18 protein-coding genes and 1 pseudogene are annotated in these 26,257 nt (G+C 64.8%); 7 read left to right on the forward strand and 12 right to left on the reverse strand.

Annotated features, from left to right (window positions below; all coding sequences use genetic code 11):
* Positions 1-141: 141 nt before the first annotated feature.
* The 4 genes from rluB to OH764_RS09785 all read right to left on the reverse strand — a co-directional run bounded on the left by rluB (position 142) and on the right by OH764_RS09785 (position 5,952).
* Positions 142-2,028 carry a pseudouridine synthase gene (gene rluB, locus OH764_RS09770; RefSeq protein WP_498846639.1) on the reverse strand — a complete coding sequence of 629 codons (1,887 nt, stop codon included), beginning with the start codon at positions 2,026-2,028 and terminating at the stop codon, positions 142-144.
* Between the two features lie 63 nt (positions 2,029-2,091).
* On the reverse strand, positions 2,092-3,225 hold the full coding sequence (scpB, locus tag OH764_RS09775; RefSeq protein ID WP_498846640.1) for an SMC-Scp complex subunit ScpB: 1,134 nt from the start codon (positions 3,223-3,225) through the stop codon (positions 2,092-2,094).
* Between the two features lie 347 nt (positions 3,226-3,572).
* On the reverse strand, positions 3,573-4,799 hold the full coding sequence (locus OH764_RS09780; protein WP_498846641.1) for a pyridoxal phosphate-dependent aminotransferase: 1,227 nt from the start codon (positions 4,797-4,799) through the stop codon (positions 3,573-3,575).
* A 250-nt stretch (positions 4,800-5,049) separates the two neighbouring features.
* Positions 5,050-5,952 (reverse strand): LysR family transcriptional regulator, encoded by a 903-nt coding sequence (locus OH764_RS09785; RefSeq protein WP_087752122.1) that lies wholly within the window; start codon positions 5,950-5,952, stop codon positions 5,050-5,052.
* 408 nt (positions 5,953-6,360) lie between these two features.
* Between OH764_RS09785 and OH764_RS09790 the strand changes: the two are divergent.
* Both OH764_RS09790 and OH764_RS09795 read left to right on the forward strand, forming a co-directional pair.
* Positions 6,361-6,756 (forward strand): annotated as a pseudogene (locus OH764_RS09790) (transposase); the annotation flags it as partial.
* 545 nt (positions 6,757-7,301) lie between these two features.
* Entirely contained in the window at positions 7,302-7,556 is a 255-nt protein-coding gene (locus OH764_RS09795) for a hypothetical protein (protein WP_027777281.1), read from the forward strand.
* 390 nt (positions 7,557-7,946) lie between these two features.
* On the opposite strand, the gene OH764_RS09800 is transcribed toward OH764_RS09795, so the two are convergent.
* The gene (locus OH764_RS09800) at positions 7,947-8,270 is read right to left on the reverse strand and encodes a hypothetical protein (RefSeq protein ID WP_020070109.1); all 324 of its coding nucleotides are present in this window, start codon (positions 8,268-8,270) and stop codon (positions 7,947-7,949) included.
* A gap of 308 nt (positions 8,271-8,578) precedes the next feature.
* On the opposite strand from OH764_RS09800, the gene OH764_RS09805 reads away from it, so the two are divergent.
* The 3 genes from OH764_RS09805 to OH764_RS09815 all read left to right on the forward strand — a co-directional run bounded on the left by OH764_RS09805 (position 8,579) and on the right by OH764_RS09815 (position 10,192).
* The gene (locus tag OH764_RS09805; protein WP_498846642.1) at positions 8,579-9,256 is read left to right on the forward strand and encodes a YdcF family protein; all 678 of its coding nucleotides are present in this window, start codon (positions 8,579-8,581) and stop codon (positions 9,254-9,256) included.
* A 217-nt stretch (positions 9,257-9,473) separates the two neighbouring features.
* Positions 9,474-9,713: a hypothetical protein gene (locus OH764_RS09810; protein ID WP_498846643.1), complete on the forward strand. Its 240-nt coding sequence runs from the start codon at positions 9,474-9,476 to the stop codon at positions 9,711-9,713.
* A gap of 221 nt (positions 9,714-9,934) precedes the next feature.
* Positions 9,935-10,192, forward strand: a complete 258-nt coding sequence (locus OH764_RS09815) for a hypothetical protein (protein ID WP_006052974.1) — start codon at positions 9,935-9,937, stop codon at positions 10,190-10,192.
* Between the two features lie 98 nt (positions 10,193-10,290).
* Here the strand turns inward: OH764_RS09815 and OH764_RS09820 are convergent, their stop codons facing one another.
* Positions 10,291-10,581 (reverse strand): putative quinol monooxygenase, encoded by a 291-nt coding sequence (locus OH764_RS09820; RefSeq protein WP_498846644.1) that lies wholly within the window; start codon positions 10,579-10,581, stop codon positions 10,291-10,293.
* Between the two features lie 539 nt (positions 10,582-11,120).
* Between OH764_RS09820 and OH764_RS09825 the strand changes: the two genes are divergently transcribed.
* A complete protein-coding gene (locus tag OH764_RS09825) occupies positions 11,121-12,446 on the forward strand; it encodes an EAL domain-containing protein (protein ID WP_020070104.1) in 1,326 nt (441 codons plus the stop codon).
* Here the strand turns inward: OH764_RS09825 and arfB are convergent.
* The 4 genes from arfB to recC form a co-directional block, all read right to left on the reverse strand.
* The gene (gene arfB, locus OH764_RS09830; RefSeq protein ID WP_020070103.1) at positions 12,443-12,847 is read right to left on the reverse strand and encodes an alternative ribosome rescue aminoacyl-tRNA hydrolase ArfB; all 405 of its coding nucleotides are present in this window, start codon (positions 12,845-12,847) and stop codon (positions 12,443-12,445) included. The genes OH764_RS09825 and arfB overlap by 4 nt on opposite strands.
* 200 nt (positions 12,848-13,047) lie before the next feature.
* Positions 13,048-15,327 (reverse strand): exodeoxyribonuclease V subunit alpha family protein, encoded by a 2,280-nt coding sequence (locus OH764_RS09835; RefSeq protein ID WP_498846645.1) that lies wholly within the window; start codon positions 15,325-15,327, stop codon positions 13,048-13,050.
* The gene (gene recB, locus OH764_RS09840) at positions 15,324-19,025 is read right to left on the reverse strand and encodes an exodeoxyribonuclease V subunit beta (protein WP_498846646.1); all 3,702 of its coding nucleotides are present in this window, start codon (positions 19,023-19,025) and stop codon (positions 15,324-15,326) included. Before recB ends, OH764_RS09835 begins: the two co-directional genes overlap by 4 nt.
* Positions 19,022-22,399, reverse strand: coding sequence for an exodeoxyribonuclease V subunit gamma (gene recC, locus OH764_RS09845; protein ID WP_498846647.1), 3,378 nt, complete (start codon positions 22,397-22,399; stop codon positions 19,022-19,024). Before recC ends, recB begins: the two co-directional genes overlap by 4 nt.
* A 225-nt stretch (positions 22,400-22,624) precedes the next feature.
* Here recC and OH764_RS09850 point away from each other — a divergent pair, with 225 nt between their 5' ends.
* The gene (locus OH764_RS09850) at positions 22,625-25,126 is read left to right on the forward strand and encodes an FUSC family protein (RefSeq protein WP_498846648.1); all 2,502 of its coding nucleotides are present in this window, start codon (positions 22,625-22,627) and stop codon (positions 25,124-25,126) included.
* Between the two features lie 167 nt (positions 25,127-25,293).
* Here OH764_RS09850 and OH764_RS09855 read toward each other — a convergent pair whose 3' ends face one another.
* Entirely contained in the window at positions 25,294-25,521 is a 228-nt protein-coding gene (locus OH764_RS09855) for a hypothetical protein (RefSeq protein WP_020070097.1), read from the reverse strand.
* 160 nt (positions 25,522-25,681) lie between these two features.
* Complete coding sequence (locus tag OH764_RS09860; protein WP_020070096.1) at positions 25,682-26,149, reverse strand: Lrp/AsnC family transcriptional regulator; 468 nt, start codon at positions 26,147-26,149, stop codon at positions 25,682-25,684.
* Between the last annotated feature and the right edge of the window lie 108 nt (positions 26,150-26,257).

Genomic DNA, 26,257 nt, shown 5'->3' on the forward strand with positions numbered 1-26,257 from the left:
GGGCAGAACAACCTGCCCCTACTTCCGCCTGCACAGCCTTCGTGCGCCACGTGTCCAAGAATGGAAGACTTACACCGAGTCATGACGGCGAGCGTTGCATATCGTTATAACGCGTGCGCAACGCCAGCCGATGCCTGGCGATTACCGCCCGCGCGAACGGCCGCGAGGCGCGCCGCCACCTCGGTTCGCACCGCCCGGGTTGGCGTTGCCGCCACCCGCGCGGTTGCCGCCGCCTGAATTCGGGCGATTGCCGCCCGGCGCACGATTGCCGCCGCCGGGATTCGGGCCGTTGCCGCCGGCGCGCTTGCCGCCGCCCGCCGCCCGATTGCCGCCGCCGGAAGGTGCGCGATTGCCGTCGACGTCGCGCCCGCCCCGCGCACCACCGGCACCACCCGCGCCGCCGCCCGGACCGCCGAAGCCACCAGCACCACGACCAGCACCGCGATTGCCGTAACCGCCGCCGAAACCCGCCCCCGCGCCGCCGCCAAAGCCACCGCCCGCCGCACCGCGCCGGCCTTGACCGCGCTGCGGCTGTTCGAAGCGGCTATGCGACATCAGCACCGGTTCGCGGCTGATGAAGCCCATTGACGTCTGCATCGGATCGGGTTGCTTGCGCTCCGGTGCGGAGCCGCGGCTACCGCGCTCCTCGTTCGGCGCCTTGAGCCCCACCGACGCCATCAGCGCACGCACCTGGTTGTCTTCGAGCTCTTCCCAACGGCCGCGCTTCAAGCCCTTCGGCAGCGAAATCGGGCCGTGACGCGTACGGATCAGGCGGCTGACCATCAGGCCCGCGGCTTCGAACATACGACGCACTTCGCGATTACGCCCTTCAGCAAGCGCGACGTGATACCAGTGATTGGTGCCTTCGCCCCCGCCATCGCGGATACGCAGGAAGTTGGCCGGACCGTCTTCGAGCTCGACGCCGTGCAGCAGCTTTTGACGCATGCCTTCCGCCAGCTCGCCGACCACGCGCACCGCATATTCACGCTCGACGCTGTAGCGCGGGTGCATGAAGCGGTTCGCGAGATCGCCCGAAGTGGTCAGCATCAGCAGACCTTCGGTATTGAAGTCGAGGCGGCCGACCGCGAGCCACTTGGCGGTCTTCATGGGCGGCAGCTTGTCGAACACCGACGGCCGGCCTTCCGGGTCGGCGTGACTCACGATCTCGCCGGTCGGCTTGTGATACAGCAGCACGCGCGGCGGCTTATTGGCGAGCTTGCGCTTGACCGGCTTGCCGTTGATCCGGACCTGATCGGTCGGCATGATGCGCTGGCCGATGTGAGCCGGCTCGCCGTTGACCGACACACGGCCCGCGACGATCAACTCTTCCATATCGCGTCGCGAACCCATGCCGGCTTCGGCCAGCACCTTGTGGAGCTTCGGCGCGTCGTCGTCGGCGGCGAGCACGCGCTTGGGCGCGGCCGGCTTGCCACCGCGCAGCATTGGTGCGCGCACGCCGCCCGTCGTGCTGTTGTCGGCGTCGAACGCCGGCGACGTCACATACGAGAACAAGTCGTCCTGAGTCGCGTCGGCCGCTGCCGTCGGGGCTTCGCCGCCCCTCCGATTCTGGCGCTGACCGCCTGCACGCGGCTGGCGCTCGCGTTGACCTTCGCGAGCAGCTGTCTCGCGCGAGCCGCCCTCGCGAGGCGCGCCTTCGCGTTGGCCTTCGCGTTTCTGGCCGCCTGCATTGCGGCGCGGCCCCTGACCTTTCGCACCCGCCTCCTTGCGCGGCATGCGCACCTTCGCCACGACTTCGCCGTCCGGCGGAGCCTCGGCGACGACCGGCGCGGCCTGCCCAGGCGCGCTTTCCGCGGCCTTCGTCTTGGCCCCGGCGCGGCGCCGGGCGATCAGGCTGCGCGGTCCGCGACGCAGGCCGCGGCGCGGACGGTCCTCGCCGTCTGCTTCCGTGGTCTGCGCCGGGCGCTCGCCCTCGCCTGCCGACGCTTGCGTGGTGCGCGTTTCGTCAGCCCGCGCCGACGGCACGGCGCGCTCGGATTCGGACGAATCGGTGTCGTGGGTATGTGTCAAAACAACCTCAAAATGTCAGGTCGCGCGCGCCCATTGCGGGCGCGGCAAAAAAGTTCGGTTACGTCAGGCGCTGCGCGACTCGGGTTCGTCGTCGGTCAGAATGCCTGCGTCCTGTGCAGCATCGCGACGATCTTCCTGATCGCCGCGCGCCGCCGTGGTCGAGTTCGGCTCGGCGGCGTGCTCCGTATCGCGGAGTACGCCCGAACCGTGCGCGGGTATTGCCGGATCGGCCTGGGAGACCGGATCTTGATTCACTTCAGACTCTGCGGCGCCGGGTAGCGGTGCAACGTTTGCCGCGTCGGTGGGCGTCGGCGTAGCCGCCTCGCCCGGTTCGCCCGCCGTTTCAGGCGCTGCCTTTAATTCGGGTGCGACTTGTTCAACGCTCTTGTGGCTGTCGACGCTCGCGGTACTCTCCGCCGCCGCTTCCAACCGCTCAGCGGGCTCCAGCTGCACGCCTTCGACATGCTGCGCCTCGCGTGCCTCACCCTGTCGTGTCTCACCGCTTTCCGCAGCGATTTCCGTTCCTGCCGCCAGATCGGCGCCGCTTGGTGCTTCTGCGCCGGTCGCCTCAGGCTGTTCGAGCGCGATGTCTTCGCTCGCTTCGTTTGACGCCGGTGCCTCCGCGGATTCGACGTCGGAAAACTCGATCGCGTGCTGGCCCAGCAGATCCGCATTCAGTTGCGCCGACGGGTCGGCGAGCGGTGGCAATTCGTCTAGCGCCCGCAGACCGAGGTCGTCGAGAAACTGGCGCGTCGTCGCGTACAGCGCGGGACGCCCCGGCACGTCGCGATGCCCGATCACCTCGATCCAGCCGCGGTCTTCGAGCTGCTTCACGACCTGCGTGTTCACCGTGACGCCGCGAATCTCTTCGATGTCGCCGCGCGTAACCGGTTGCCTATACGCAATGATCGCGAGCGTTTCGAGCACCGCGCGCGAGTATTTCGGCGGTTTCTCGGGATGCAAACGATCCAGATACGAACGCATCGCGGGCTTGCTTTGAAACCGCCAGCCCGACGCCAGCCCGACCAACTCCACACCGCGCCCCGACCAATCCTGTTTCAGGTCTTCGAGCAAAGTCCTAACGGTGTCTGCCGACACGCCGTCGGCAAAGAGCTTGCGCAAATCGCCGAGTTTTAACGGCTCCTGCGCGCAGATCAAGGCTGTCTCGAGGACGATCTTCGCCTCTTGGGTATTCATGCAGCTAGGTCAGACCCTGTGGTCAAAGAACCGGATCAAACAGACGATGTGGAACTGAAGACGCGCTCGCCCGATTCTGATCGGTCATATTGATGGGAGCACGCACCGGGGGGAGGCGAAACAGACTATCGAGCCAAACCCAGCCGGACGGAGCAGCGATATTCCGGACAGGAATCGCGTGACTGAGCGCCATATTACGCAAAAACAATCGGTGCGTAAAGCCGAACCCAAGGACAAAATGCCCGCCGCATCGGCGCGTAATGCATGAGCCGACGCAGCCTGCACAACGCGCCTACATTTGCCGGAGTGCGTTTGTCATCGAGGTTCATCCGCGCGCCACGCGGACACTACGACGTTCGATGCAATGCCAGAAACCGCTTCAGGCGTTCGACGCCGGCGTCGAGCCGCGACACGTCGCACGCATAGCACCAGCGCAGGAACCCCTCGCCCTGCGGACCGAATGCACTGCCCGGCGCGAGCCCGAGACCCACTTCCCGCACCATGGCTTTGCAGAGCTCCAGACTGCGCGAGGCGCCCGTCATCGAGAAAAAGAGATACATGGCGCCGGCAGGCGTCTTGACGTCGATGCCGGGCACGGCTGACAACGCCCGCACCAGATGGTCCCGCGACTCCCTCAAGTCGCGCACCAGTTCCTGCGTGAAGCGCTCGCCCTGCTGGACTGCAGCGATTCCCGCCTGCTGCACGAAAGCCGGCGCGCACGACGTGTTGTACTCCACCAGCTTGCCCAGATCGTCCATCAGGCTCACGGGTGCGACGATCCAGCCGAGCCGCCAGCCGGTCATCAGCCACGCCTTTGAAAACGAGTTCACGCAGATCACGCGCTCGTCGCGCGTGGCGAGATCGAGAAACGACGGTGCGGTGCGCGCGCCCACTGCGCTTTCACCGTCGCCGGAATGGTCCGGATAATAGAGACGCTCGTAGACTTCGTCCGCGACGATCCAGATACCGTGCTGTCGGCAATGTGCGAGCACCGCCTGTTGCTGCTCACGGGTCATCACCCAGCCAGTCGGGTTGTTCGGCGAATTGACGAGCAGCATACGGGTGTCGGGCGTGAGCGCTGACAGCAATTGCTCCACGTCGAGCTGCCAGCCCTGTTCGCCATAGTCGAGTGAGACTGTTTCGACATGCGCGCCGAGAATTTTCGGAATTTCGACGAGATTCGGCCACAGCGGCGTGACGGCAACCACCCGGTCGCCCGCGCCTACCACCAGTTGCGTCGCGAGCATCAGCGCGTTCACGCCCGCGCTCGTCACGGCGATATGGTCCGGCGTCGTCTTGCCGTGAAGTTCGCTCACGTAGTCCGCGAGCGCCGAGCGCAGCGGCGCAATGCCGAGATTGTGCGTGTAGAACGTCGCGCCCGCGGACAGCGCGGTGCTCGCGGCGTCGCGGATGAAGGCCGGCGTCACGCGGTCGGATTCTCCGAACCAGAAAGGCAGCACGTCGGCGACGCCGAAGCCGGCGTTGGCCACTTCGCGGATCTGCGAGGGACGCAGCGCGCGCACCGCATCGCGCGCGTTAGGGACGGATGGCACGGAGAATTCCGATTCGCTCATCGAGGCTTCCAGGTGATATCGAGATAGAAAAATGGCTAAGCAAAGGGCTAAGCGTCAACGGGAATGTCAGCTAGAGCGCTCCGGGCGGGCACAACCGGCAGCGAGCGCAGACGGGAGTTTAGCCTGGCGTCTAGCGTCCAGACGCCGAGCCACGCACACGTCGCGGGCACGGAGCCACGAAGGCGACGGTCAGGAGCATCCGACATACGTGCTGCCGCAAGCCCCAAAAGGGTGCTGTCCGTTGAACAAGTCAGGTCAGATCCTCGGCCCGCGCCGGTAATTCGCGGATCAGATCCCATACGGCCTCAGCTGCCGGCGACAGTGAGCGATCGCGACGCCGCACCAGTTCGACCGTGCGCTCAGCCCTCGGCACCAAGGGCCGCGCGGCCAGTGCGGCGCCTGCGGGCAACGGTAACGCGAGCCACGGCAGTACGCTCACGCCAATGCCCGCCTCGACGAGCCCAAAAACCGTCGCGGAATGCCCGAGTTCCTGCACCACGTTGGCGTTCACACCGTACTCGTGCATGACAGCGTCGATGATCGGCCGGCTGCCGGACGCGTAATCGAGCATGACGAGCGGCTGGCCCTCGAGATCGGCCCAGCCTATTTCCTTCTGCCGCGCGAGCGGGTGATCGTCACGACACACGAGGCAGAAAGAGTCGGTCATGAGCGATTCGCTCAACAGATCGTCGGCGGAAAACGGGCCGATGACCATTCCGAAGTCCACCTCTCCGGATTTGACCTTGCGCACGACGTCGCTTTGCACGTCGTCACGCAAGCCGAGCGCAATGTGCGGAAAACGCTCGCCGCACGACGCCAGCACCCCAGGCATCAGCCGGCACGCGACAGTCGGACTTGCGGCCACGACGACGCGCCCACGACGCTGCTCGCCGATTTCGCGAATTTCGCGCAATGCGTCGTCCAGGTCGATCAGAAGGCGCGAAACGCTCGCGACCAGATTGCCGCCCACGTCGGTGAGCTGTACCTCGCGCGTCGTCCGGTCGATCAGTTTCAGGCCGATTTCCCCTTCCAGTTCACGCACACAACGGCTCACAGCAGACTGCGTCAAGCCGATCTCATCGCCCGCACGGCTGAAGCTCTGCAGGCGCGCGACCTCAATGAAAACCCTTAGCTGGCGCAGCGTGACATTCATTTGTTTGGCTCATTAATGGCATTGTTTGATGCGCATTGTACTCGTCCGTGGCCGTCCAGCACTGCCTTCCCCTACACCGCTGCAATGCAGCAATAAGGCGCAAACGCACGCGCTGCGGGCCTAGCTGCACAAGATTGGTGATTGTCCCGATTTGCGAGTTGGGTTTTTTGGATTCTCATACGGCCCTAGCTAGCGCCCGCGCTGGCCCGCTGTCACGGGGCTTTCAGGCGGTTGGACTCAACTTGGCACACATCCTGCATTTACATGCTCACAGGGTCGGCGCCATGACTTCTGACTGCATAGCAGACCGTGGCAAACCCGACCCCCTTGGCACTCGCCTATCGAGTGCGTGGAGAGTGCGCGGCGCGGGGCAGCGCACCGGAGTTAGCTTCGCTGAGGTGAAACATGATGCTGTTCGACGATTTGAGAGACAACGAGTGGGCGCTGGTCGAGGCGTTGTTCTGTGCGGAGCCTGCACGGAGCGAGCGTCGCGGTCGACCGCGCGTCGAAGCGCGCGCCGTCGTCAACGCCGTGCTGTGGGTGCTGTCGACAGGCGAAGGCTGGTCCAAACTGCCGGGCCGCTATCCGTCGCCGCCGACCTGCCGCCGCCGTTTCGACGAGTGGCAAGCCGATGGTACGCTCGCCGAAATAGTTAAGCGACTGGGCACGAGCGGACGCGAAATCTCGCTGCGCGGCCGCATTGGCGCCACCGCGGCCAAGCCGCCGGCACCGCCGAGCCGTGACCGTCTGCGCGGCGCATTCTGGACCAATCCGGAATCGTGGCGCGCGCCGGTCAAAATGGCTTAAGCGAAATCGTCTGTCTCCGGGCGCCTGCGGGCGCCCGAAGCATATCTGGAACCGCCCGGCGACTGCCCGGCGGGTTTCTTCGACGGCCTCGGTTCGGCGGCTTCACTCGACGGTAGCGCTTCGGACGGTTTCCGTTCCGGTAGCTTCGTTGCGAGGACTTCTGTTCCGACGGTTCATTGCCGGTAGGCGGACAGCCGTCAATGCATCCCAGACGGCTATTCAAGTCGGCCTATTCCCACGCCTTCACTGCCTACCGGCTCGTCCGGCTCCGCGTTTCAGCGACTTCCTCCGTCGATCGTTTTCGCACGCCTCTTCACGGCAGCTGCGACAGGCTCCCTATCTCTCCCGGCGAACAGCAGCACGACGAGCGCGCTTCCACTGCCCTTGCAATCACCTGCGCCTGCCTCAGACGTCTGACGCCATCCGAGAGTTGCGGATGAAACATCCATTTACCATTACTTACAGCGTGCTTTCGTCTGCGGACATACCTTATGGGTATGCAAACATGCCTGGTATGCACGGGGCCTGGACGGGAGCTCAGCATGAAACCAATGTCACTGCTTTTGTGCGGCATTGTGCTTTCATCAATGGCCGCTTCGACGCTCGCGCAAGAACGCCCGCAAGGTTGGAATTGGCGCCCTGATCGGACGGCTTCGATGGAGGCATGGCAGCAAAGCGCTGCGCGTAGCCGCGAGTTCACGCCGCCCACGCCGCGGGGCGACTTGCGCGGCGATATCGCGAGCAACGTGCGCGCGCGGCCTGAAGCGCCGCACGGTGAGCCGTCGCGCCGCCGTTAGCTCGTGGCGTTCGCGGCGTTCGCGGCGCTCCAGCGTGCGAGCAAGCGAAAGCGCCGGGAACGCATAGCGAATATTGGGGAACCACGGCTCGCGTCACCGGTCTGACTTAACGCCATTAGCACAGCGTGGCAGTAGTAATTCCGGTACGCCCGTATCTTCGTGATACGGGCTTTTTTTTTGCTCGCGCCGAATCTGCGCTTGCAAGCTCGCAGTGGTTGAGGATTCAAGGAAGACGCGATAGGTCTCCGTCCGCGTGGCGCGGCCGGAAACCCGAAGCATAGGAGGCCCGACTGGACCGTGCCGCTGCGCAGACCAGCAAGCCATTCGACCACCAGGGACGGCCTGGCCGTGAAGGATCGTAGAGAGGCCTGCTCGAACTGTGCCGAACAGCTACGGGCGAGCTTCGAGCGGCATCGGTGAACGGCTCTCTACTGCAGCAAGAACATAGTCGTTCATGCGCTGCGCGGTCCAGGTGAGGAGGCCCTCGTCGTGTGAGAGCCGGGCGAATTCTGCGCGGCCTCGCTCTGTGAGGACGGCAATGTCGACAGGAGCATGAAAGCCCGGCGCCGGCGCGACAGTGCGCTGCCGAACTGTGTCCATGAGGCCTAGCGCGCGAAGATATTGGAAGACGCCGGGCCGTCTGGCCCATGGCACCTGGCGATATTGCGCTCGCCGCAGCGCTTCGAGTACCGCTTCGTTGGAATACGTGGTCATCTCACTTCTTTCTTAAAGTGCAGCTATGACACATCTATGCCAACACGTCACCGCGCCACCAGTGACGCGCCTGGCACCCGCCCGTGGCTGGAAGCTGGCCGCAAGTGCTACGGCCGAATTCCGCCAGGTGCTGCCTTGGTCTTGATTCGGAACCCCCGTCAGAACGGCATGTTAGCGTTCTACCTACGAGCCGACGATGCAACCGCTGCGGCGCGATAGCAGGCTCGAAGATTTAATCCCGAAAGACATACGTTACCCCATCTAAATTGATTCTATTCATTTTATTAGCGCTTTTTTTTGCAGCAATCGTGATATGGAAGCGCGCTCGACGACCTCTCGCCTTTTGCACAATTGCCTTCTTCTGGCTGGTTTCCGCCGGATGGCTCACGGCACCCTTGCTGCGCCTTGCCCAGCCGCAGGCGCAAACCAGCACGCCCGCACAGTTCGCCCCGCGCACCGCGATCATCCTGCTCGGCGGAGGCACCGTGTACAACCGCGACAAGGTGCTCGTACCGCCGCGCGATGTGATGACGCGCATTGACGTCAGCGCGAAGAACTACGCGGCGTGCAAGCGCGCCGCAAGCGTCTGCAGCGTGATCGTCAGCGGCGGCAATCCGCAGCGGCATCCCGCGACGGAAGCCGACACCTACCTGCCGTACCTGCTACGCGAACAGGTGCCGCGCTCGGACATCGTGCTGGAAAACCGTAGCCGGACGACCTACGAAAACGCGCGCAACGTATCCGCTATTGTCGGCCAGTCACGTTACGATTCCTTGATACTCGTCACTTCGGCGTACCACATGCCGCGCGCGATGCTCGACTTCCAGCATTTCGGCCTCTTTCCACAGCCGCTGATCTCCAGCTCGCGCCGCGCCCATCTCGGCCTGCTGCCGCGCTACTCCAACCTGGTGAACGCGGAGATCGCGCTGCACGAGCTTATCGGCATCGCGCAATATCACGTGTACAGCGCCATTGGTGTTTTCTGACGCGAGGTGACACCATCGGTCTACCCCGCGATGAGAACACCGCGAAGCGTCGAGTGCGTATCCAGGCGTTACGCATACGCGTCAAGTAACAAGATGTAAGCCACGCGCGTTCGCAGTTACAAAGCACCGCACTGGAGCGCATATTGCTGACTAGAATGAACTGTCCGTCCCATGGACAGAACGTACCTGGGTCCACAACCACTCTGCGGAGGTAGCAATGAAGAAAGTGTCCCTCGCGATCCTGATTTCCCTCGGTGCCGTAACCGGCGCGGCCTACGCGCAGGAAAGCGGCGTGACCATGAGCACCGACCCGGCACGGGCAGCCGACGTCGAGCAGCGCGCGCAGGAATTGCAAAATCGCCCGCAAACCATGGAAAGCACGCCTGCACCCATGAAGCATCACAAGAGCTCGCCGCATCACAAGAAAGGCATGAAGTCCGACGCGTCGAGTTCGTAAGCGGTCGCCAGACACGCCGGTAGCCGGCGCTTTCTGGCGCAATCGGTGAGTGCACCTGTAGCCTCGCCGCGAAGGTGAAAAGCCGAAGCCGGCATCGTCGGCTTCGGCTTTTTTATTGTCTGATGCACCGGCCGGCGCGCGATGCCCGGTATGCTAAAGTCGCGCACCGACCGGCGCCCTGCCGGAATCTAACCCGTGCGCACCCTGGTGCGGAGGACAGCATGAGCAACATCCAGCTTGATATCGAATGGACCGAAGCAGCATCCCGCAAAATTGAAAAACTGATGCCGCGCGGCGGTCAGGAAGCGTTCCTTGCGCTGCCTCCCGTCGAATGCCTGCCGATGGAAGGCGACGTGCTGTTTCTCGGCCCGGACGGCAAACAGCAGCCGTTTATCGTCGCCGAGCGCCAATATCATCACGACGGCGAAGCGGACTGGACCATCATCCTGATTCTCGACGTGCCGCAAGCCACGCATTAACGTCGACGGCGAGCGTCGCTCGGGCCTGCAGCGGCCCGGCAATCACTCGTCGTACGAACGTGTCGCGGCCCTGACGCTTTGCAAGGTGCGCGGAAGACTTACCGAATCTTCGTCACAACGCGAATTTCCGCGTGTTCCACCCAGTCCGCCACTGCCGCCTTGTAGGCCGTGATGTGAGCGGATCTGGCGTGCGCGGCCAGCGCCTCCTGACTTTCCCAACGTTCGAAAAACACGAACCGGCGCGGCTCCTGAACGTCGCGATGCAAGTCGTACTGAAGCGCGCCCTGCTCGTTGCGCGTCGGTCCGACAATACCTTCGAGCGCCTCGCGCAACTGCTCCTCATAGCCAGGTTTCGCTACTGAAATTGCGACCACCGCGATTTCCGACATCCTTTCTCTCCATCTCACGAAAAGCAGCAGCATACCCGCCGCTCGCCGGTGTTGCAGGCAACCCGCAACGCGCACAGCGTGGAATGCACGAACAGCCGCGCCCGGATAGGTTCAATATGCAATAAGCATCAGGAACTGAAGTTTGGCGGGCATACACGGGCCGCCCTGCTACCCTCGGCTCATGCAAGCTTATGAATGCCGGATGGCGATCGGTCCGGATTGACGCAAGGCCGCATAGGCGGGAACGGCGGCGAGGCACACCCGGCGCCGCGGCCTGCGTCATCGAGGAGGGGCCACTTGGTCTCACAGTTGACCTGGCTGGTTTGCTCCTCTGTGATAGCCCGCACATTCATGCAATTTGCAAGCTGCTAGACTCATTTTGACCACTCCGCGGAGTTCCGCATGGCTGGCACTGCTCTCAGCGTTCCAGGGTTCGTCCCACTGCGCGGTGCGGGCGTCCGCGTTGAGTATTACGTTGCGCATCCGCTGTGCGCCGAGTCTGCGTGCGCACCCCGTCACCCGATTGCCGCGATGCCACCATGTCCGCTCTCTCGCCCGTCTTTATGCCATCCGTCAGCGACGTCAGTCTGAGCGGCCTGCTTCCTCATCTGGTCCGGGACGAATCGGGCTGGACCGCAACGTGGCGCGCGCTCACGCTGCATAGCGTGTTTCAGCCTGTGCTGTCGGTCACGCATCAGTGCGTGGTCGGCTACGAGGCACTGCTGCGCGCGTTCGATCCGGTCGGCCTGCCCGTTTCGCCCGAGGTTCTCTTTTCGGGCACCCGCTCGGCGGCCGACGCGCGCGAACTCGACCGCATCGCGCGTTGCCTTCACGTCGCCAATTTCATGGAGCAAGGCATCAGTAGCGGATGGCTGTTCCTCAATACGCGCCCCCAAGTGTTCGAGACCGGCTGGCCGCAGCGCACTTTCATCGACGAGTTGTCCGCGCACTTCGGCCTGCCGCAGGAACGTATCGTGATCGAGGTGCTCGAGCAGCCCGCCGACGACGAGTCCGCCGTCGCCAGCATGCTGGCCGCCTCGCAGCCTCGCGACTTTCTGATTGCGATCGACGACTTCGGCACCGGCTTCTCGAACTTCGACCGCGTGTGGCGCTTCCGGCCGGACATCGTCAAGCTCGACCGCTCGCTCGTTGCGCGCGCCGGCAAGCGCGAAGGCGACGACTCAATGATCGGCCATCTGATTGCGATGCTGCATCAGTCCGGCACGCTGGTGCTCGCCGAAGGCGTCGAAACAGACGAGGAACTGATGATCCTGATGCAGGCCGACGTCGATTTCGTCCAGGGTTTCTGGCTCGGCCAACCCAATGGTTCGGTCGAGGCGGCCATTGCGAGAGTGCCGGCGCAGATCGAATCGATGTGGGGCAAGTTCGCGGAGTACGAGCGCGCGCATGCCCGTCACAAGCAACTCGGCTTCGAAGGTTTCGCCGAAGCGGTCATGGCCGCCGCCGAGGCTTACCGGACGACGGGCGACTTGCAGCAGGCCGCGCATAACGTGTGGCACCTTGGTGAAGCGCGCCGGGTGTTCATCACCGACGAGCACGGTCAGCAGACCCAGGCATCCGTCACCGCCGCCTTCGTGCCGCCGCCGCCCCAGCGGCTCGCACCGATCGCGAGCAGCGCCTGCAGCAACTGGTCGCGGCGCGCCTATCTCAAGCACGCGCTGGCCGCACGCGGACGCGTCGCGATGATGGGTCCGCACTACTCGCTTGCGGACGGCGAAGACTGCTATACCGCGGCGCTCGCCTTCGATCGCGACGGCAAGACACACGTCCTGTGCGTCGACTTCGTGCCGACGATGCCGGCCGGTCCCGCAATAGGGTTGCGCGCGGGCGGACGGCCTCGTTAGTCGTCCACGCGGCTGCGGCCCGATTTGATCTCGCTGCGCCTTAGCTTGCTCTCGAGACGCCGTACATTCGATGCGCGTGTCGGCCGCGTCGCAACGCGCGGCTTGCGCGTCACGCTGACGCTTTCCACGAGTTCATCGAGCCGCGCGAGCGCCGCCGCGCGATTCAGTTCCTGAGTCCGGTGCTCCTGTGCCTTGATGACCACCACGCCCTCACGCGTGATGCGGCGATCGGACAACGCAAGCAGGCGCATCTTGAGCACTTCGGGCAACGACGAAGCGCGCACGTCGAAGCGCAGCTGGATCGCGCTCGACACCTTGTTGACGTTCTGACCGCCCGCTCCTTGCGCACGCACTGCGGTCAGTTCGATCTCGTTCGGCGGAATGAAATAGCGGGATGTCATGACGCTAGATTGAAGAAAACACTCAAATGTAGATGGCGGGAGTGGCGCAACCTTTGCGCTGTGGCGCGCGCGATTAGGCCGGTGCCGCGGATCTGCAGCATCGGCCGGCGCGGCCCGAACGACGCAGCGCGAACGCATAGACGCATGCCTCGCGCCTGGTTGGCGATGCAGCGCTCGCCGGCGGTATCGCGATGCATCGGCTAACGGCCGCGCGACGCCTCCTCGATTCTCGCGGCAAGACCGGAGTCTCGCTGTGTGGGCGTGGCGATGGCCTGAGCTAGCACCGCGCTAGCACCGATCACTTCGACGCGCTCGCGAGCGCGGGTGATCGCCGTATAAACCAGCTCGCGGGACAACACCCTGCTGAACGTGGACGGCAGCATCAACACCGCATGCTCGAACTCCGAGCCTTGCGACTTGTGCACGGTCAGCGCGAACGCGGTGTCGTGCGGCGGCAGCGCGGCCGGCGACACCGCGCGCAGACCGCCGTCCGCAGTCCGGAAATAGACGCGCAGCGCGCCGCCCGCGCCGGGTAGCGCAATCCCGATGTCGCCATTGAAGAGCCCCAGCGCGTAGTCGTTGCGTGTCACCATCACCGGCCGCCCGGCGAACCACTGCGCACCGACCGCAAGCGTCACGCCGGCCGAGCGCCGCACCTGCGCGGCCATTAGCGCGTTTACCTGATCGACGCCGCGCGGGCCCAAGCGGGTCGCGCATAAAACCCTGAAGCGATTCAACGCGTCGAATAGCGGCAGCGGGTCCGGAGTTTCCGCGGCGAGCGCTGCGGCAAGCGCATTCGCATAAGGCGCGAAACCGGCCGCGAGGCGCTCGACAGTGCGTTCGGCCAGCGCCACGTGCGCGTCTTCGTAAAGCGACGCGGCACGTTGGGTGGCGTCGTCGAGCAGCACGTCGAGCGCCGCGCTTGCCGCGCCATTGCGAATCGCCAGCGACAAACGGCCAATCGGCGACTCGAGCCCGAATCGATAATTGCGCTCGAGCCAGACGACGCAATCCGCCAGTGGGCTTTGCGACTCGTGAACCGCCGTTCCGAATCGCGCACTGGCGGCTGATGCATCGGCGCCGTACGGATCTGCGTGGCGCCGGTCGGCGACGTTGCTGGCTGAGTTGCTGGCGACGTTGCCGGGCGCGGCGAACAGGTCGTCGGGTGGTGCATCGAAAAGATCCGACGCGTGATCCGCCGAACGATCGGTTTGCCGAAAGCGCTCCGGCCGTTCGACGACGTCTTCGGCCAGTCGCGGCAGTGCCTGCGCGAGTCGCCCCTCGCCGATGCCGAGCGCACCGGCGATTCGCTTCACGCCCTGCGCGCTGAACGCGGGCCGCGCGCTCAGCTCGGCGAACACAGCACCGGCCTCTACCGCCGCGAGCTGATCTTTATCGCCGAGCATCACGAGCCGCGTGTGCGGTGCAACGGCGTCGAGCAGATGGGCTGCCATCGCGACGTCGATCATGGATGCTTCATCGATCACGACCACGTCATAAGGCAGAGGATTATCGCGATGATGCCGGAAGCGCCCGCCCGGTCCTGAGCCGAGCAGACGATGCAACGTGTATGAAGTTTGCGGCAAACGGGCGGCGAGTTCAGGCGGCAAATCCCCGGCACGCGCAAGCAGCGCTTCCTGCATGCGTTGCGCCGCCTTGCCGGTTGGCGCCGCGAGCGCGATTCGCAAATCGGCGCGCGCGTCGAGCAGGCACGCGAGCACGCCGACCACCGTTGTGGTCTTGCCTGTGCCGGGACCGCCGCTAACGATGGTGAGCCGCCCCGACAATGCCATGACAGCGGCCACGCGCTGCCAGTCGACTTCATCGTCTTTCGGGGGGCCGAAGTAGCGCACGAGCCGTTGATGGAGGGTTTGGGTGGTGTCGGCGTTCGCGCTCGTACCGACTGCGGCCTCACTACCGAAGGCCGTGCCCTTTTCCCCGTCGGCTCGGCCGCGAACGCTTGCTGGCGACGTTCCGGCGGCATGCTCAGCCGACCGTTCGCCCGCGCCGCCAACGCCCCATCCGCCCTCCAACACACTCGCACGTATCGGCGCACCCGCATGCGCGACCAGCGCCCGCGCGAGACGCCGCTCGTACTCGTAGTAACGCGCGAGGTACAACCGCCCTTGTGCGTCGATCACCAGCGGCCGCAGTGCGGCTGCCGCTTGCGACCCGTCGCTCGCCATGCCGCTCGCAAACAAGGCCATCCGCACTTCGGCGGTCGACGCCTCGAACCGACGCGCAAGCGCGGCCAGCGGTACGCACACGTGCCCTTCCGCGGTCGCGCGGCTCGCCGCGAACGCGGCGCGCGCCGCCCATCTGACGGCTTCTGTCGACGCCCCGCCGCGTCGCGCCAGGACACCGATGCGCCGGGCGAAACCTTCCGCTAGCGCAATGCTGAAATCCGCCGGTGCGGGCAGATTGACGCCGAGATCGTCGAGCTGAAGCGGCGCCGATACGGTCTGATTGAACGTGCTCATGCAGCACCTCGGATCATCGCCGCGTCGAGCAGCGCCACCAGTTCGAACGCAGGCCGTCTCACATGCACACCGGCTTGCGCTCCCGCGTTGCGCCAATGCGGACGAACGCCGCGCACGAACAGATACAGATACCCGCCGATATGCGTCTCGTACGAATAATCGCGCACGCGAGTCTTCAGATAACGATGCAGCGCGACTGTATAAAGCAGCGCCTGCAGATGATAGGCATGGCTCGCCATCGCCGCTTCGACCGGCGCGGCAGCGTAATCCTGCTCGGTATCGCCGAGATGGTTGGATTTCCAGTCGACAATCCAGAACCGCCCGTCGTGCTCGACGATCATGTCGATGAATCCTTTGACGAAACCTCGCAGCACGCCAGGCTCCAGCGCGACGTCCGGATAGCCGTGTGCGACCAGCAATTCGCGCAGCGCGGCGAAGTCGAGTGACGGCGCCGCGAATAGGAATTCGAGTTCGTTCAGGCGCCGCCGCGGATCGAGTCGCGCCAGCGTCATGCCGGGCACGAGTTCGGTGCTGACGACGTCTGCGAGAAGTTTGTGCATCATCGCCGGCAAACGGGGAGCCAGCTCTGGCGACGCCGGCGCGGGACGCTCGTGCAACGCTCCGCGGATCGCATCCGGCCAGCTTTGCGGATCGCTGAAATCCGCGAGTTCGAACATGCGGTGCAGACACTCGCCCGCCGCGGCTCCGCGCGGAAACGCGAGAATGTCGTCGGCGGCGAGGGACTGCGCCTCCAGCGCCAGCTCGGACACCGTGACCGGCGTGGCGACGGGCGCGTCGGCGATTTCATCGTGATCGGGCCGCACTTCTTCCACAGGCGGTTGCGCGTCTTCGGCCTTGCTGCCGGCCACGATCAGACCGCTGAAGCTCGCCATGCGCCACTGATCGCGCAAGGGTCGGCGATTGCTGCGCGCGCGCTTGTCAGCGCTGCTTTCCTGCATGCTTTCGAGCGGCGTGCGGCGCTCGACCTTCGGCAACGGTTGCAGTGCGATCGGACCACCCGCCAGCGCTTGCCAGCGCGCGGACAACGCGGCCTCGTCGGGCGGCTCGGCGAGCCAGCCGTCGAACTCGTAGCCACCGCCCGCCACCAGCCAGTTCAGCACGCTGCGTCGCGACTCTTTCGTGGAGCGCGACGACAGGTACGTGCCCGCGACGAGATAACAGCGGTACACGGCGCGAGTCAGCGCAACGTAGACGAGCCGCGCCCGTTCGGCCGCCTGCTCGCGCGCCGCATGACGGGTCGCGCGTTCGGCCTCGTCGTCGTCACGACCGTAGTGCAGCACCGCGTCGCCGCTGGCATCGTGATACTCGCGTGCGTCCGGTAAGCCCGACGACGGCGGCTCGCGCAAGCCGCCGTCGTTCAGGAACGGACAGAACACGACCGCATATTCCAGCCCCTTCGACTTGTGCACGGTAACGATCTGCACGAGATTGCGGTCCGACTCCAGCCGCAGTTGCGCCTCCTCGCCGCCGCCCTGGGTACGCTGCGCGGCGAGCCAGCGCAACGTCGGCGCAATGCCCGGCTGCGAGGCCGCCCTTGCCTGCACGAGTTCGGCAAGGTGATTGACGTTGGTAAGACGCCGCTCGCCCTCCGGCGCCGCGACGAGCCGTTGCGCGACGCGCAGTTCGCGCATCAGGGTGCGCCACATGACGGCAAAGCCGCGCTCATGCCAGAGCGTGCGATAGCGCGAAAAACGTTCGACCCAGCCCATTGCGTCTGCCGCGTGCGCGGGATCGTCGGCGACAGCGGGTGCGTCGGCGACCTGTTCCAGGCGCCATAGCGCCGCGGCGTCCAGCCCGAGCCAATCGGTGGCGAGCGCGGCGCGCAAACGGCGCAGGTCGCCAGGCGTATCGACGGCTGCGAGAACGCGCTCGATCTGCTCTGCGTCGAGCGTTGCGAACACCGAGGCCTGCGCGAGTTCCACACTGCCGACGCCCCACGCCGCCAGCACGCGTTTGATCAGACTGCCCTGCTTGTGCGTCTGCACGAGCACCGCAATGTTGCCGGGCGCGAGGGGTGCGTCGCCGATCTTGACGGTGCCCTCGCGAGCACCGCGCAGGAGCCGCACAATTTCAGCCGCGCACGCTTCACTCGCCTCGCGCTGAGCCTGGCGCTTGGTCAATGCGCCCTCGCCTTGCGGCAACGTCCAGACGCGAAAATCGCCAGCATCGGCGTCCGGGTCCGACAACGGCGGCCTGCGCCGTTCGCCGGCTCGCACCGGCTGATAGTCGAGCCCCTCGAGCACGAACGCCTGTGGGTTTGCCTCGAAGACCCGATTGCAAGCTTCGACGATCGGCGCCGTCGAGCGCTGGTTGACGGCAAGCGTGTAGCGCGCCGAAGCCGACGCGCGCGCCGCCAGATAAGTATGCAAATCCGCCGCGCGAAAACTGTAGATGGCCTGCTTTGGATCGCCGACCAGAAAGAGCGGACCTGCCGGCGCAAAAATGCGGCTGAAGATGGCGAACTGCAGCGGATCGGTGTCCTGGAACTCGTCGATCAACGCAGCGGGATAACGTGCTCGCAGCGCATCGGCGAGCCACGGATGTGATGCGAGCGCGCGGTAGAGATTGGACAGCAGATCGTCGAACGAAACGACGCGGCGCGTGCGCTTGCGCGCCACCAGTTCGGCCGGCGCATAGTCGAGCCACGTCTGCATCAACGCGAGCCAGCGCGCGCGATGCGCCGCTTCGGCTGCAACCACAGCTGCCGCCAGCGCTTCCGCATGCTCGAAGAACGCATGCTCCGGCGGTTCGAACTTGACCTTGGTGGCTTTCTTCAACGCGGACGCCGTCAATTTAAGCGCAGCCCGCGGCGGCGGCGAATGGCAATCGCCCTGAGCGAAGTACTCGGTCCAGGCGGCGATCGCGGCACTCACATGATCTGGCTTGTGCGTGGTCTTGCTCAAACGGTCTTGCGCCTGTTCGAGCAGCGCCATGATCGCATCGCGCTCCGCATGCCACAGTTCGCATGCAGCGTCGAAGCCGGCTCGCGGATCGGCGCTCGCCTCGGCGTCTATCACGCCCCAGCGCAGTTGCGCCAACGGCTTTTTGAGGCGTCGCGCGAGTTGTTCGTCGAGCGACGCCGGGCCGGCTCGCTTCGCCACTAGCCAGGCCGCGAACGCCGGATGCGCATGCGCGACGGGCTCAACCTGCTCGCGCCAGAAATCGGCCGCCAATTCGAAGCGCAAAGCGGCGTCGTCTGCTTCCATTTCGAACGCGAACGGCATTGCGGCGGCGAACGGCGCTTCCTGCAACGCCCGTTGGCAAAACGCGTGGATCGTGTGGATCGCCGCCTGGTCGAATGTGCGCAGCGCTCGACGCACCACCTTCAATGCCGCTTCACGGTCAATGCCACGCTCCGGCGCGAGCGTCGTTTCGAAAAGACGGCGAATGAACGGATCGCCGCCGTCGTCGTCCACTTCAATCGCGCGGTGCAACTCGGCGAGGCGCCCGCGAATGCGCTCGTGCAGTTCGGCGGTCGCAGCCTTCGTAAAGGTCACGACGAGAATCTGGTCAGCGTTCAGATTCTTCTCGAGCAGCAATCTCACGTAGAGCGCGCAGATGTTCCACGTCTTGCCCGTACCTGCCGACGCCTCTATCTGATTAACGCCGTCGAGCGAACACGCAAATACATCGAGCTCTTCAGCGGCTAGCGCATGACGATGCAGCGCGCCGCTCATGACACGCTCCGCAGATGCTGCAGCAACGGCTTGAAAACGATTGACGCGAGGCTGCCAAACGGTTCGTCGAGCGTAAGCGGCGTACCTCGCAGGGCGATGCGCAACGCGGGGTCGTCGGACTCGCCGCGCACGCGGTCGTTGATCCATACGCCCTGCGCCGCCGAATCGCTTTCGCTCACCTTCGCCCACGCGCTCTTCGGGAAGAAACGCAGCGGCAGCCTGCGCCCCGACCTGAACAGCGCGGCAAGCGGCGCGAGTTCGTCGAGCGGGGCAGCAACGGGCGCGAGCTCGAAGCTCTCACCGCTGCCGTGCCAGACCGTGCGACGCGGACCGTCGGGCAGCGCCGCGCAATAGGCGAGATGTGCGAGCCATGCAGAAAGATAGTCGCGTGCAGTAGGTTTGGCGTAGCGAAAAATCACTTGTCCGGTTTCAGTCAGCAGATTCAACGTGCCGTGCAGTTGCAGCGGCGTCAGCGCGGCCTCGCGAAGCTCCGCGTCATGAACGCCGAACAGCTCGCCCGCAATGTCCGCGTTATCCGGCCAACGCGGCGCGATGTCGAGCACGAACGGCAAGCGTTCGACGCCCGATGCCACCTCGCGGCGCACACTGTCGGCGAGCTGGCGCAACGCGCCCAGTTCTCGCGCGCGCCACACGGCGCCGGTCGCGCCGCCGGGCAACTCGGGACTCGCCTCGGCCACGCGGCGAACTCGGTCGAATATGAGATCGTCGTCTTCTATGTCAGCGTCGAGCAGCACGGGCAACAGGCGCCCGGCCAATGCATCGCGTCCTGTGTAATCGAGTTCGAACGGCTCGGTGTCGAGCAATTCGCCTTGGGCGTCCGACAACACAATGCCGAGGCGGTCACGCAGCAGCGCGCGCGCCGGATGACGCCAGAAGCGCACGAACTCGTCGAATCCGACGGGCGCGGCATCTTCAGCGGGCAACGGTTGATCGAAAAATGGTGCGGCGCCTCGCTGCTGCGGCGCCGCGAGCAAAGTGGCGAGCTCCGCGCGATCGGCGTCGTAGGTAAACAGATCGGGCTGCGCGGTGAAGTACTCCGACGCAAACGCCTGCAACGGGTGATCGACGATGAACGCGCGGCGCGCTTCCTCAAGCTGCGCGGGACTCGCAGCCTCGCCCGTTGACACCTGCGCGAGGTGGTCGAGCAGTTCGTCGACGAGCGCGGCCGGCGGCAACGGCGCATTGTCGCGGATGCTGCGGCCGGTATAAGCGATGAAGAGCCGGCTGCGCGCGGCGAGCAGCAGATCGAGAAAGAGATTGCGCTCGTCGTCGCGGCGCTGCCGGTCGCCGGCTTTGCCGAACGCGGCCATCAGATCGAATTCGTCCGCACGGGCGAGGCTCGGCAACACGCCGTCGTCCATGCCGAGCAGACAGACCACGCGGTACGGCAAGCCGCGCAAGCTCGTCAGCGACGAAAACGTCACGCTGCCCCAAGGCACGCCGCCGCGCGCGGGGTCGTCGAGTGCTTCAGTGAGCGCGACCCGCACGACTGCCGCGGGCATCGCGACCTTATGCGCGCCCGCCTGCATCGCATCGCTCATCTTGTCGATCGCGTCGCGCACGGCGGCGAGCGACTCCGCGAATTCGACGCCGCCGTCGAAACACTGCGCAAGCGTTTCGAGCAGCAATTGCGTCCATTCGGCCGGAGTCTGTTCCGTCGCGCAGCGCACAGCGAAGCTGTCTATGTCGTCGACGAAACGCGACAGGCGGCCGAGCAAGTCCGCGTCTGAACCGTCGGCGCCCTCGACAGGCAGCCAAGCGTCGACCGGCTCCCCACCCTCCGGCATCGCATAGCCGAGATACAGACGGGTCAGCGCATCCGCGAAGGTGTGTCGCGCGACCGGCACGTGTTCGCCGCTCGGCTCCGCTGGCGATAGGCCGCGCCGCGCGCCGGCCGCCGCGAGCCACTCCTGCGCGTCTTCGAGTGAGCTCGCGTCGATGCCGTAACGCACGGCGACCGCGTCGACGCGCAGCCATTCGATCAGGTCCGGTGCGCCGACGCTGCGCTCCGGCAAAGCCAGCCAGTCGAGCAAGAGGCGCGCGACGGGATTGGCCTGCGAAGGCGGTAAGCCGGTAATCCGATATGGAATGCGGCGCGTATCGCCACTGGGTGTAGTGCCGAACACCGCGTCGATCAACGGACCGGCAGCGGCCAGATCGGATACCGCGACGAGCACGTCGGACGGTTGCAGATCGTCGAATTCGTCGAACCAGCCGAGCAGACGGTCGTGCAGCACTTCGAGCTGCCGCGACAGGCTGTGGCACACGTGAACTTCAATGCCGCGCTCGTACGGCAACTCGTCGGCTTCGTTCTCCGGGCGCAGATCGAGAATGCCGTTTTGCACGGCGGCGAGCCAGGTCGGCTCCGGATTTTCAGAGAACTCGCCCGCCTCGCCGGAAGCCGCGCTTTCGGTGAGCTCGTGCAGCATATGCAACTGCGCCTGAGTCTGACGCCCCCACTCCGCAAGCAGCGGATGACCGACTTCCTGATAGTCGAGCTGACCTGCCGCGTCGAGTGCCTGAACGCGGCCTTCGCTCACTACGTCGAACCAGAATTCGCGGCACGGGTTCATGACGTAGAGACGTACGTCGACCCAACGCGACAGCGCACGCAGCAATGCGACGTGCAGCGGCGGCATGGTGGGCAGCGCGAAAACGCTCACCGCTTCCGGCCAATTCGCTTTTGAAATGGCGTCCAGGTCGAGCGTACCGATCTCATCGAGAAAACGGTATGCGGGCGGCAATGCGGCGTCGGGCGTTTGCTCGTTGCCGGCAAGTTCAGTCAGCACAGCGCGCCACAATGCGGCTTGCCAGCGTTCGTCCTCGCGCTCCGCATCGCTCGCGCCGACGAGGCGCGGGCCTGTGTCGTCCGCCCCGCTGCCCGCGAAGATGGAGCCGCCCTTCTGCCATTGCAGCAGCCATTCCGGACGATAGGTCAGATAGTGATCGAGCACGGTTGCGACACGCCGCGCCAGTTCGTAGCGCATCGACGGATCCGCGGCATCGAGATAGGTGCGAAGACGCGGTGACGCGTTCCACGGCAGGGACTCATGCGCATCGCCCAGCAGACGATAACAGCGCCACACGAGCCTGTCCGGCGCGAACGGCGAATGGCGCGGCACCTCGATCACGCCACCGATTTGCGCCCACAACCATTGCGCGAGGTAGCCGAAGCTGACGTTCGCGCAGACGCCCTGGCGCGCGGCGATATCGAGCTCGAGCCTGCGCCGCACAGCGGCGCTCGGGACGATCACCGGCTGCGCGGTCCAGGCGTCGGAAGGCGCTTGCGCGAGGTCATCGAGCAGCGCGCCGACAAGCGTTTCGTAGCGGTTCGAGTAGAAGAGCTGGAGCATGGATCCCGGACAAGGCGGTGTGGCGTTGCCGCATTCGCGACAAGCGCGCGAACCGCGGCAGACATTGAAGCGACAGCATAACAAAGCCGCCCGCCGCGCAGAACCTGGCCGAATGGAGGAGGTCAGATGAGGTGCAAAATCAGTTAGACTCGTCGGCAGTTTTGGGGCTGTCCCCGGGCTCGTGCCTTCAACCGCTTCTTGTCAGTGAATGGAATCAGGCAGTCGATGCGCTATTCGGTTGAAATAAAAAAATTCCTTTATAGCCAGTACTTTTATGGCGGCCTGCGCATCGCGGTCGGCGTGTCCCTGCCGGCGATGCTGTGCCTGATCGTGTTCCACAACCGCGAGCTGGGCTTCACGATTGCAACCGGCGCGCTCGGCGCCTGTGTCGTCGATATGCCGGGCCCGCTGAAGTACAAGCACAACGAAATGCTGGCGTGCTCGGTAATCGGTTTTCTCTCCGCGCTTGCCACCGGTCTTGCCACCGTGAACCCGGTGGCGCTGTGGTGCACGGTGGTGCCGCTCACGTTCGTGCTGTCGTTGATCGTGGTATACGGCAACCGCTGGCCGCAGATCAGCTTTGCCACGCTGTTCATGATGATCATGACGCTGGAAGAGCATTTCACGCCGATGCAGGCGCTCGTCAACGCGTCGTGGATTCTCCTTGGCGGTCTCTGGTACACGTACTGGTCGACTGCCGTTAGCCGCTGGATGATGCATCGCATCGAACAGCAGGCGCTGGCGGAGAGCGTCTTTGCCTGCGCCGATTATCTGCTCGCGCGTGCCGCGTTCTACGACCTCGACAACGACCTGGACGAGTGTTATCGAAATCTCGTCGACAAGCAGATTGCCGCGGTGGAGCGGCAGGACGCGGCACGCGACATCGTGCTGCGCAATCTGCCGAAGTTAAAGAGCGGCAAGCTCGAACCGCGCCGGGCCATGCTGTTCAATCTGTTCATCAATACGGTGGACCTGCACGAGTTGTTCGTCGGCGCGCATACGGACTATCCGCTCGTGCGCAATACCTTCGGCGGCACCGACCTGCTGGTGTTCTACCGCGACCTGATTTGCAAGGCCGCGAGCGATCTCGAAGAGATAGGACTCGCTGTGCTGCAAAACCATGCGCCAAGGGCGCGCGTCAACGTGAAGGCGGAGCTGCGCGCGATCGAGTTCGAGATTGAACTGATGCGCAAGCAGGAACTCCCGGCGAAGAACCCCGAGGCGTATTCAGCGGTGTCGTCCACGTTCCGCCGTGTCTGGAGCGCCACGCGTCTGATCGACAAGATGCGCAGGAGTCTGTCGAGCGATCCGAGCACGACGGAGACGGAGCTGCGCCTCGACCAGGCGCTGAACCGTTTCGTGTCGAGCCGCCGCGTACCGTTCGGCCAGATCTTCTCCAACCTGACCATGGCCTCGCCGAGCTTTCGTCACGCACTGCGTGTGACGATCGCGGTGGCGGTCGGCTTCTGGCTCGGCCGCCTGCTGCCGCTCACCAACGCTTACTGGATCGTGATGACCACCGTCATCATTCTGAAGCCGGGCTACTCGCTGACCAAACAGCGCAACGGGCAGCGGATCGTAGGGACGTTGATCGGCTGCACGGCGAGCATCGCGCTCATGATCTTCGTGAAGGAGCCGCACATTCTGCTGGTGGTGATGTTCGCGTCGATGGTGATGAGCTATAGCCTGCTGCTCTTCAACTACACGGCGAGCGTGGTGTTCACTTCGTCTTATGTGCTGCTGATGTTCCACCTGCTCGCGCCGGGCAGCATGCGGATCATCGGTGAACGCGCGATTGACACCGTGGTGGGCTGCGCGATTGCGATTGCCGCGAGCCACCTGTTCCCGTACTGGGAATATCGCCTGATGGGCAAGCTGGTCAACAACATGATCGGCGCCACGCGCCAGTTTCTAGAAGCAAGCTGGTGGTGGAGCGGCAAGCCGGCCGCCGCCTCGGTCGCCACGGTGACAGAAGCCGGCGCGCGGGCGCCGGCCGCGGCAATGGCCGATCCCGCCATCGAATTCGGCAAGCCCGTGCTGGCAGTTGCCGGCCAGGTACTGGAAGGCGCCGGTCAAGCCAGTTTGCAGGCCGGAGAACCGGCGGGCACCAGCACTCCCGCAAACACGGGTAAGGGAGCAAACGGACTGGCCGGCTCGGGCGTTTCCGCGCTCGGCAATGCCGCGACAAAGCCCGTTGCAGGCGCGTCGCCAGCGGCCGCGGCTGCCGCAACCGCACTCGATCGCGATTACCGTTATCGACTCGCGCGCAAGAATGTGCACGTGGCATTTGCGAATCTGGGGCAGGCGTTCCAGCGCATGATGCTCGAACCGAAATCGGCGCAAAAGTTCGTTCCCGAACTGAACGACCTGCTCGTGCGCAGCCATGTGCTCGCTTCGCAGATCACAGCGGCCGCACCGCTGCTGCGCACGTCAACGCAACAGGCCGATAGCGTATCGCTACAGCCGCTGCAACGGGCGTTGAGCCTCGTGCGTGACAATCTCACCGAAGCCGAGGCCGGCACTGCGCCGCCCCCGGATCAGGGCGAGCAGATCAGGCAACTCACCCGCGAACTCGACACGATGGTGGTCGAAGCGGAGAAATCGAAGGAATATTCGGCGGAAGCAGTGCACGACATGAAGCTGCTCGTGCATCAATGCAAGCAGATGCTGGCAGCGGCGGCACTGATTCGCAAGGATGCAAGTGTGATTCGCCTGCCCGATGAGTGACGTGGCGGACTGAAGTTCAACCGAGGTTCGCCCGGGTTTGGCATGGCTCCGGCATTGGCTCCTGCGTGACTTCGGCGATTCCTACGAGACGCAAACCGTGGCTTTCCGTCTCGCGCGACTTGCCGCCATAGCCAGATCGGCGCTCAGACACGCTGAGCGCCCTAACCTCACTGTGCCGTCCCGCTCGCAGGCTTCATTGCGGTGGCCGCCGCGCTCGTCGCCGTCGCTGCAGCCGCGCCCGATGAAATAGATACCGCCGGCGCATTGCTGCTGTCGAACTCGCGCTTTTCCTTGATCGCGTTGTAGAACAGCGTGGCAATCACCAGCAGCACCGCGACCACGATGAATACGGCGATGCCCAACGTCGGATTTTTTTTGCGCGGCGGTTTGTTCATGAGACGGCTCGGACCGCGAGGCGAATCGCGGAAGATAGCGGAGAAGGCGGCATTCTACGCCGACCCACCTTGCACTCGCCTTGCAGCCGGCAGCGCGGAATGACTGAGGGGGCCGCCACGGCCCGTACGCGGAGAACGCGCGCTTCGCCCGAAGCTCGCCTTACACGACTGCGGCGGGCCGCACCGGCAGCGCCGTCGAATATTTGATCTGCTCCATCGCGAAACTCGAACTCACGTCGTACAGCGGCACCGCCGCGATCAACTGCTTGTACACGCGGTCGTAGTCGTCGATATCCGAGACCACCACGCGCAGCAGGTAGTCCGTCTCGCCGCTCATCCGGTACACCTCGACGACCTCGGGAATGTCCTGCACCGCCTGGGTGAAGCTTTGCGCCCACGCCTGCGTGTGCTGATTCGTGCGCACGGCGACGAAAACTGTCGTGCCGACCCCGAGCTTTCGCGCATCGCACAGCGCCACCTGCGCGCGAATCACGCCGGTCTCCTTCAGACGCTGCAGCCGCTTCCAGCAAGGCGTTTGCGACAGATTCACGCGCTGTGCCAGTTCGGCAATCGGCATGGTCGCGTCTTCCTGCAACAGTTCCAGCAACTTCCGGTCGATGATATCCATTCCCACCGTCTCGCCCCTTTAGGAAATTATTCTACTTTTCAAACTGCACGGGGAATTATATGGAAACTCTTTCTCCGGGCAAAACGGTATAAATGTTCCAACCTGAAA

It is taken from the genome of Burkholderia sp. M6-3, assembly GCF_050858985.1.
GTDB lineage: Bacteria > Pseudomonadota > Gammaproteobacteria > Burkholderiales > Burkholderiaceae > Paraburkholderia > Paraburkholderia caledonica.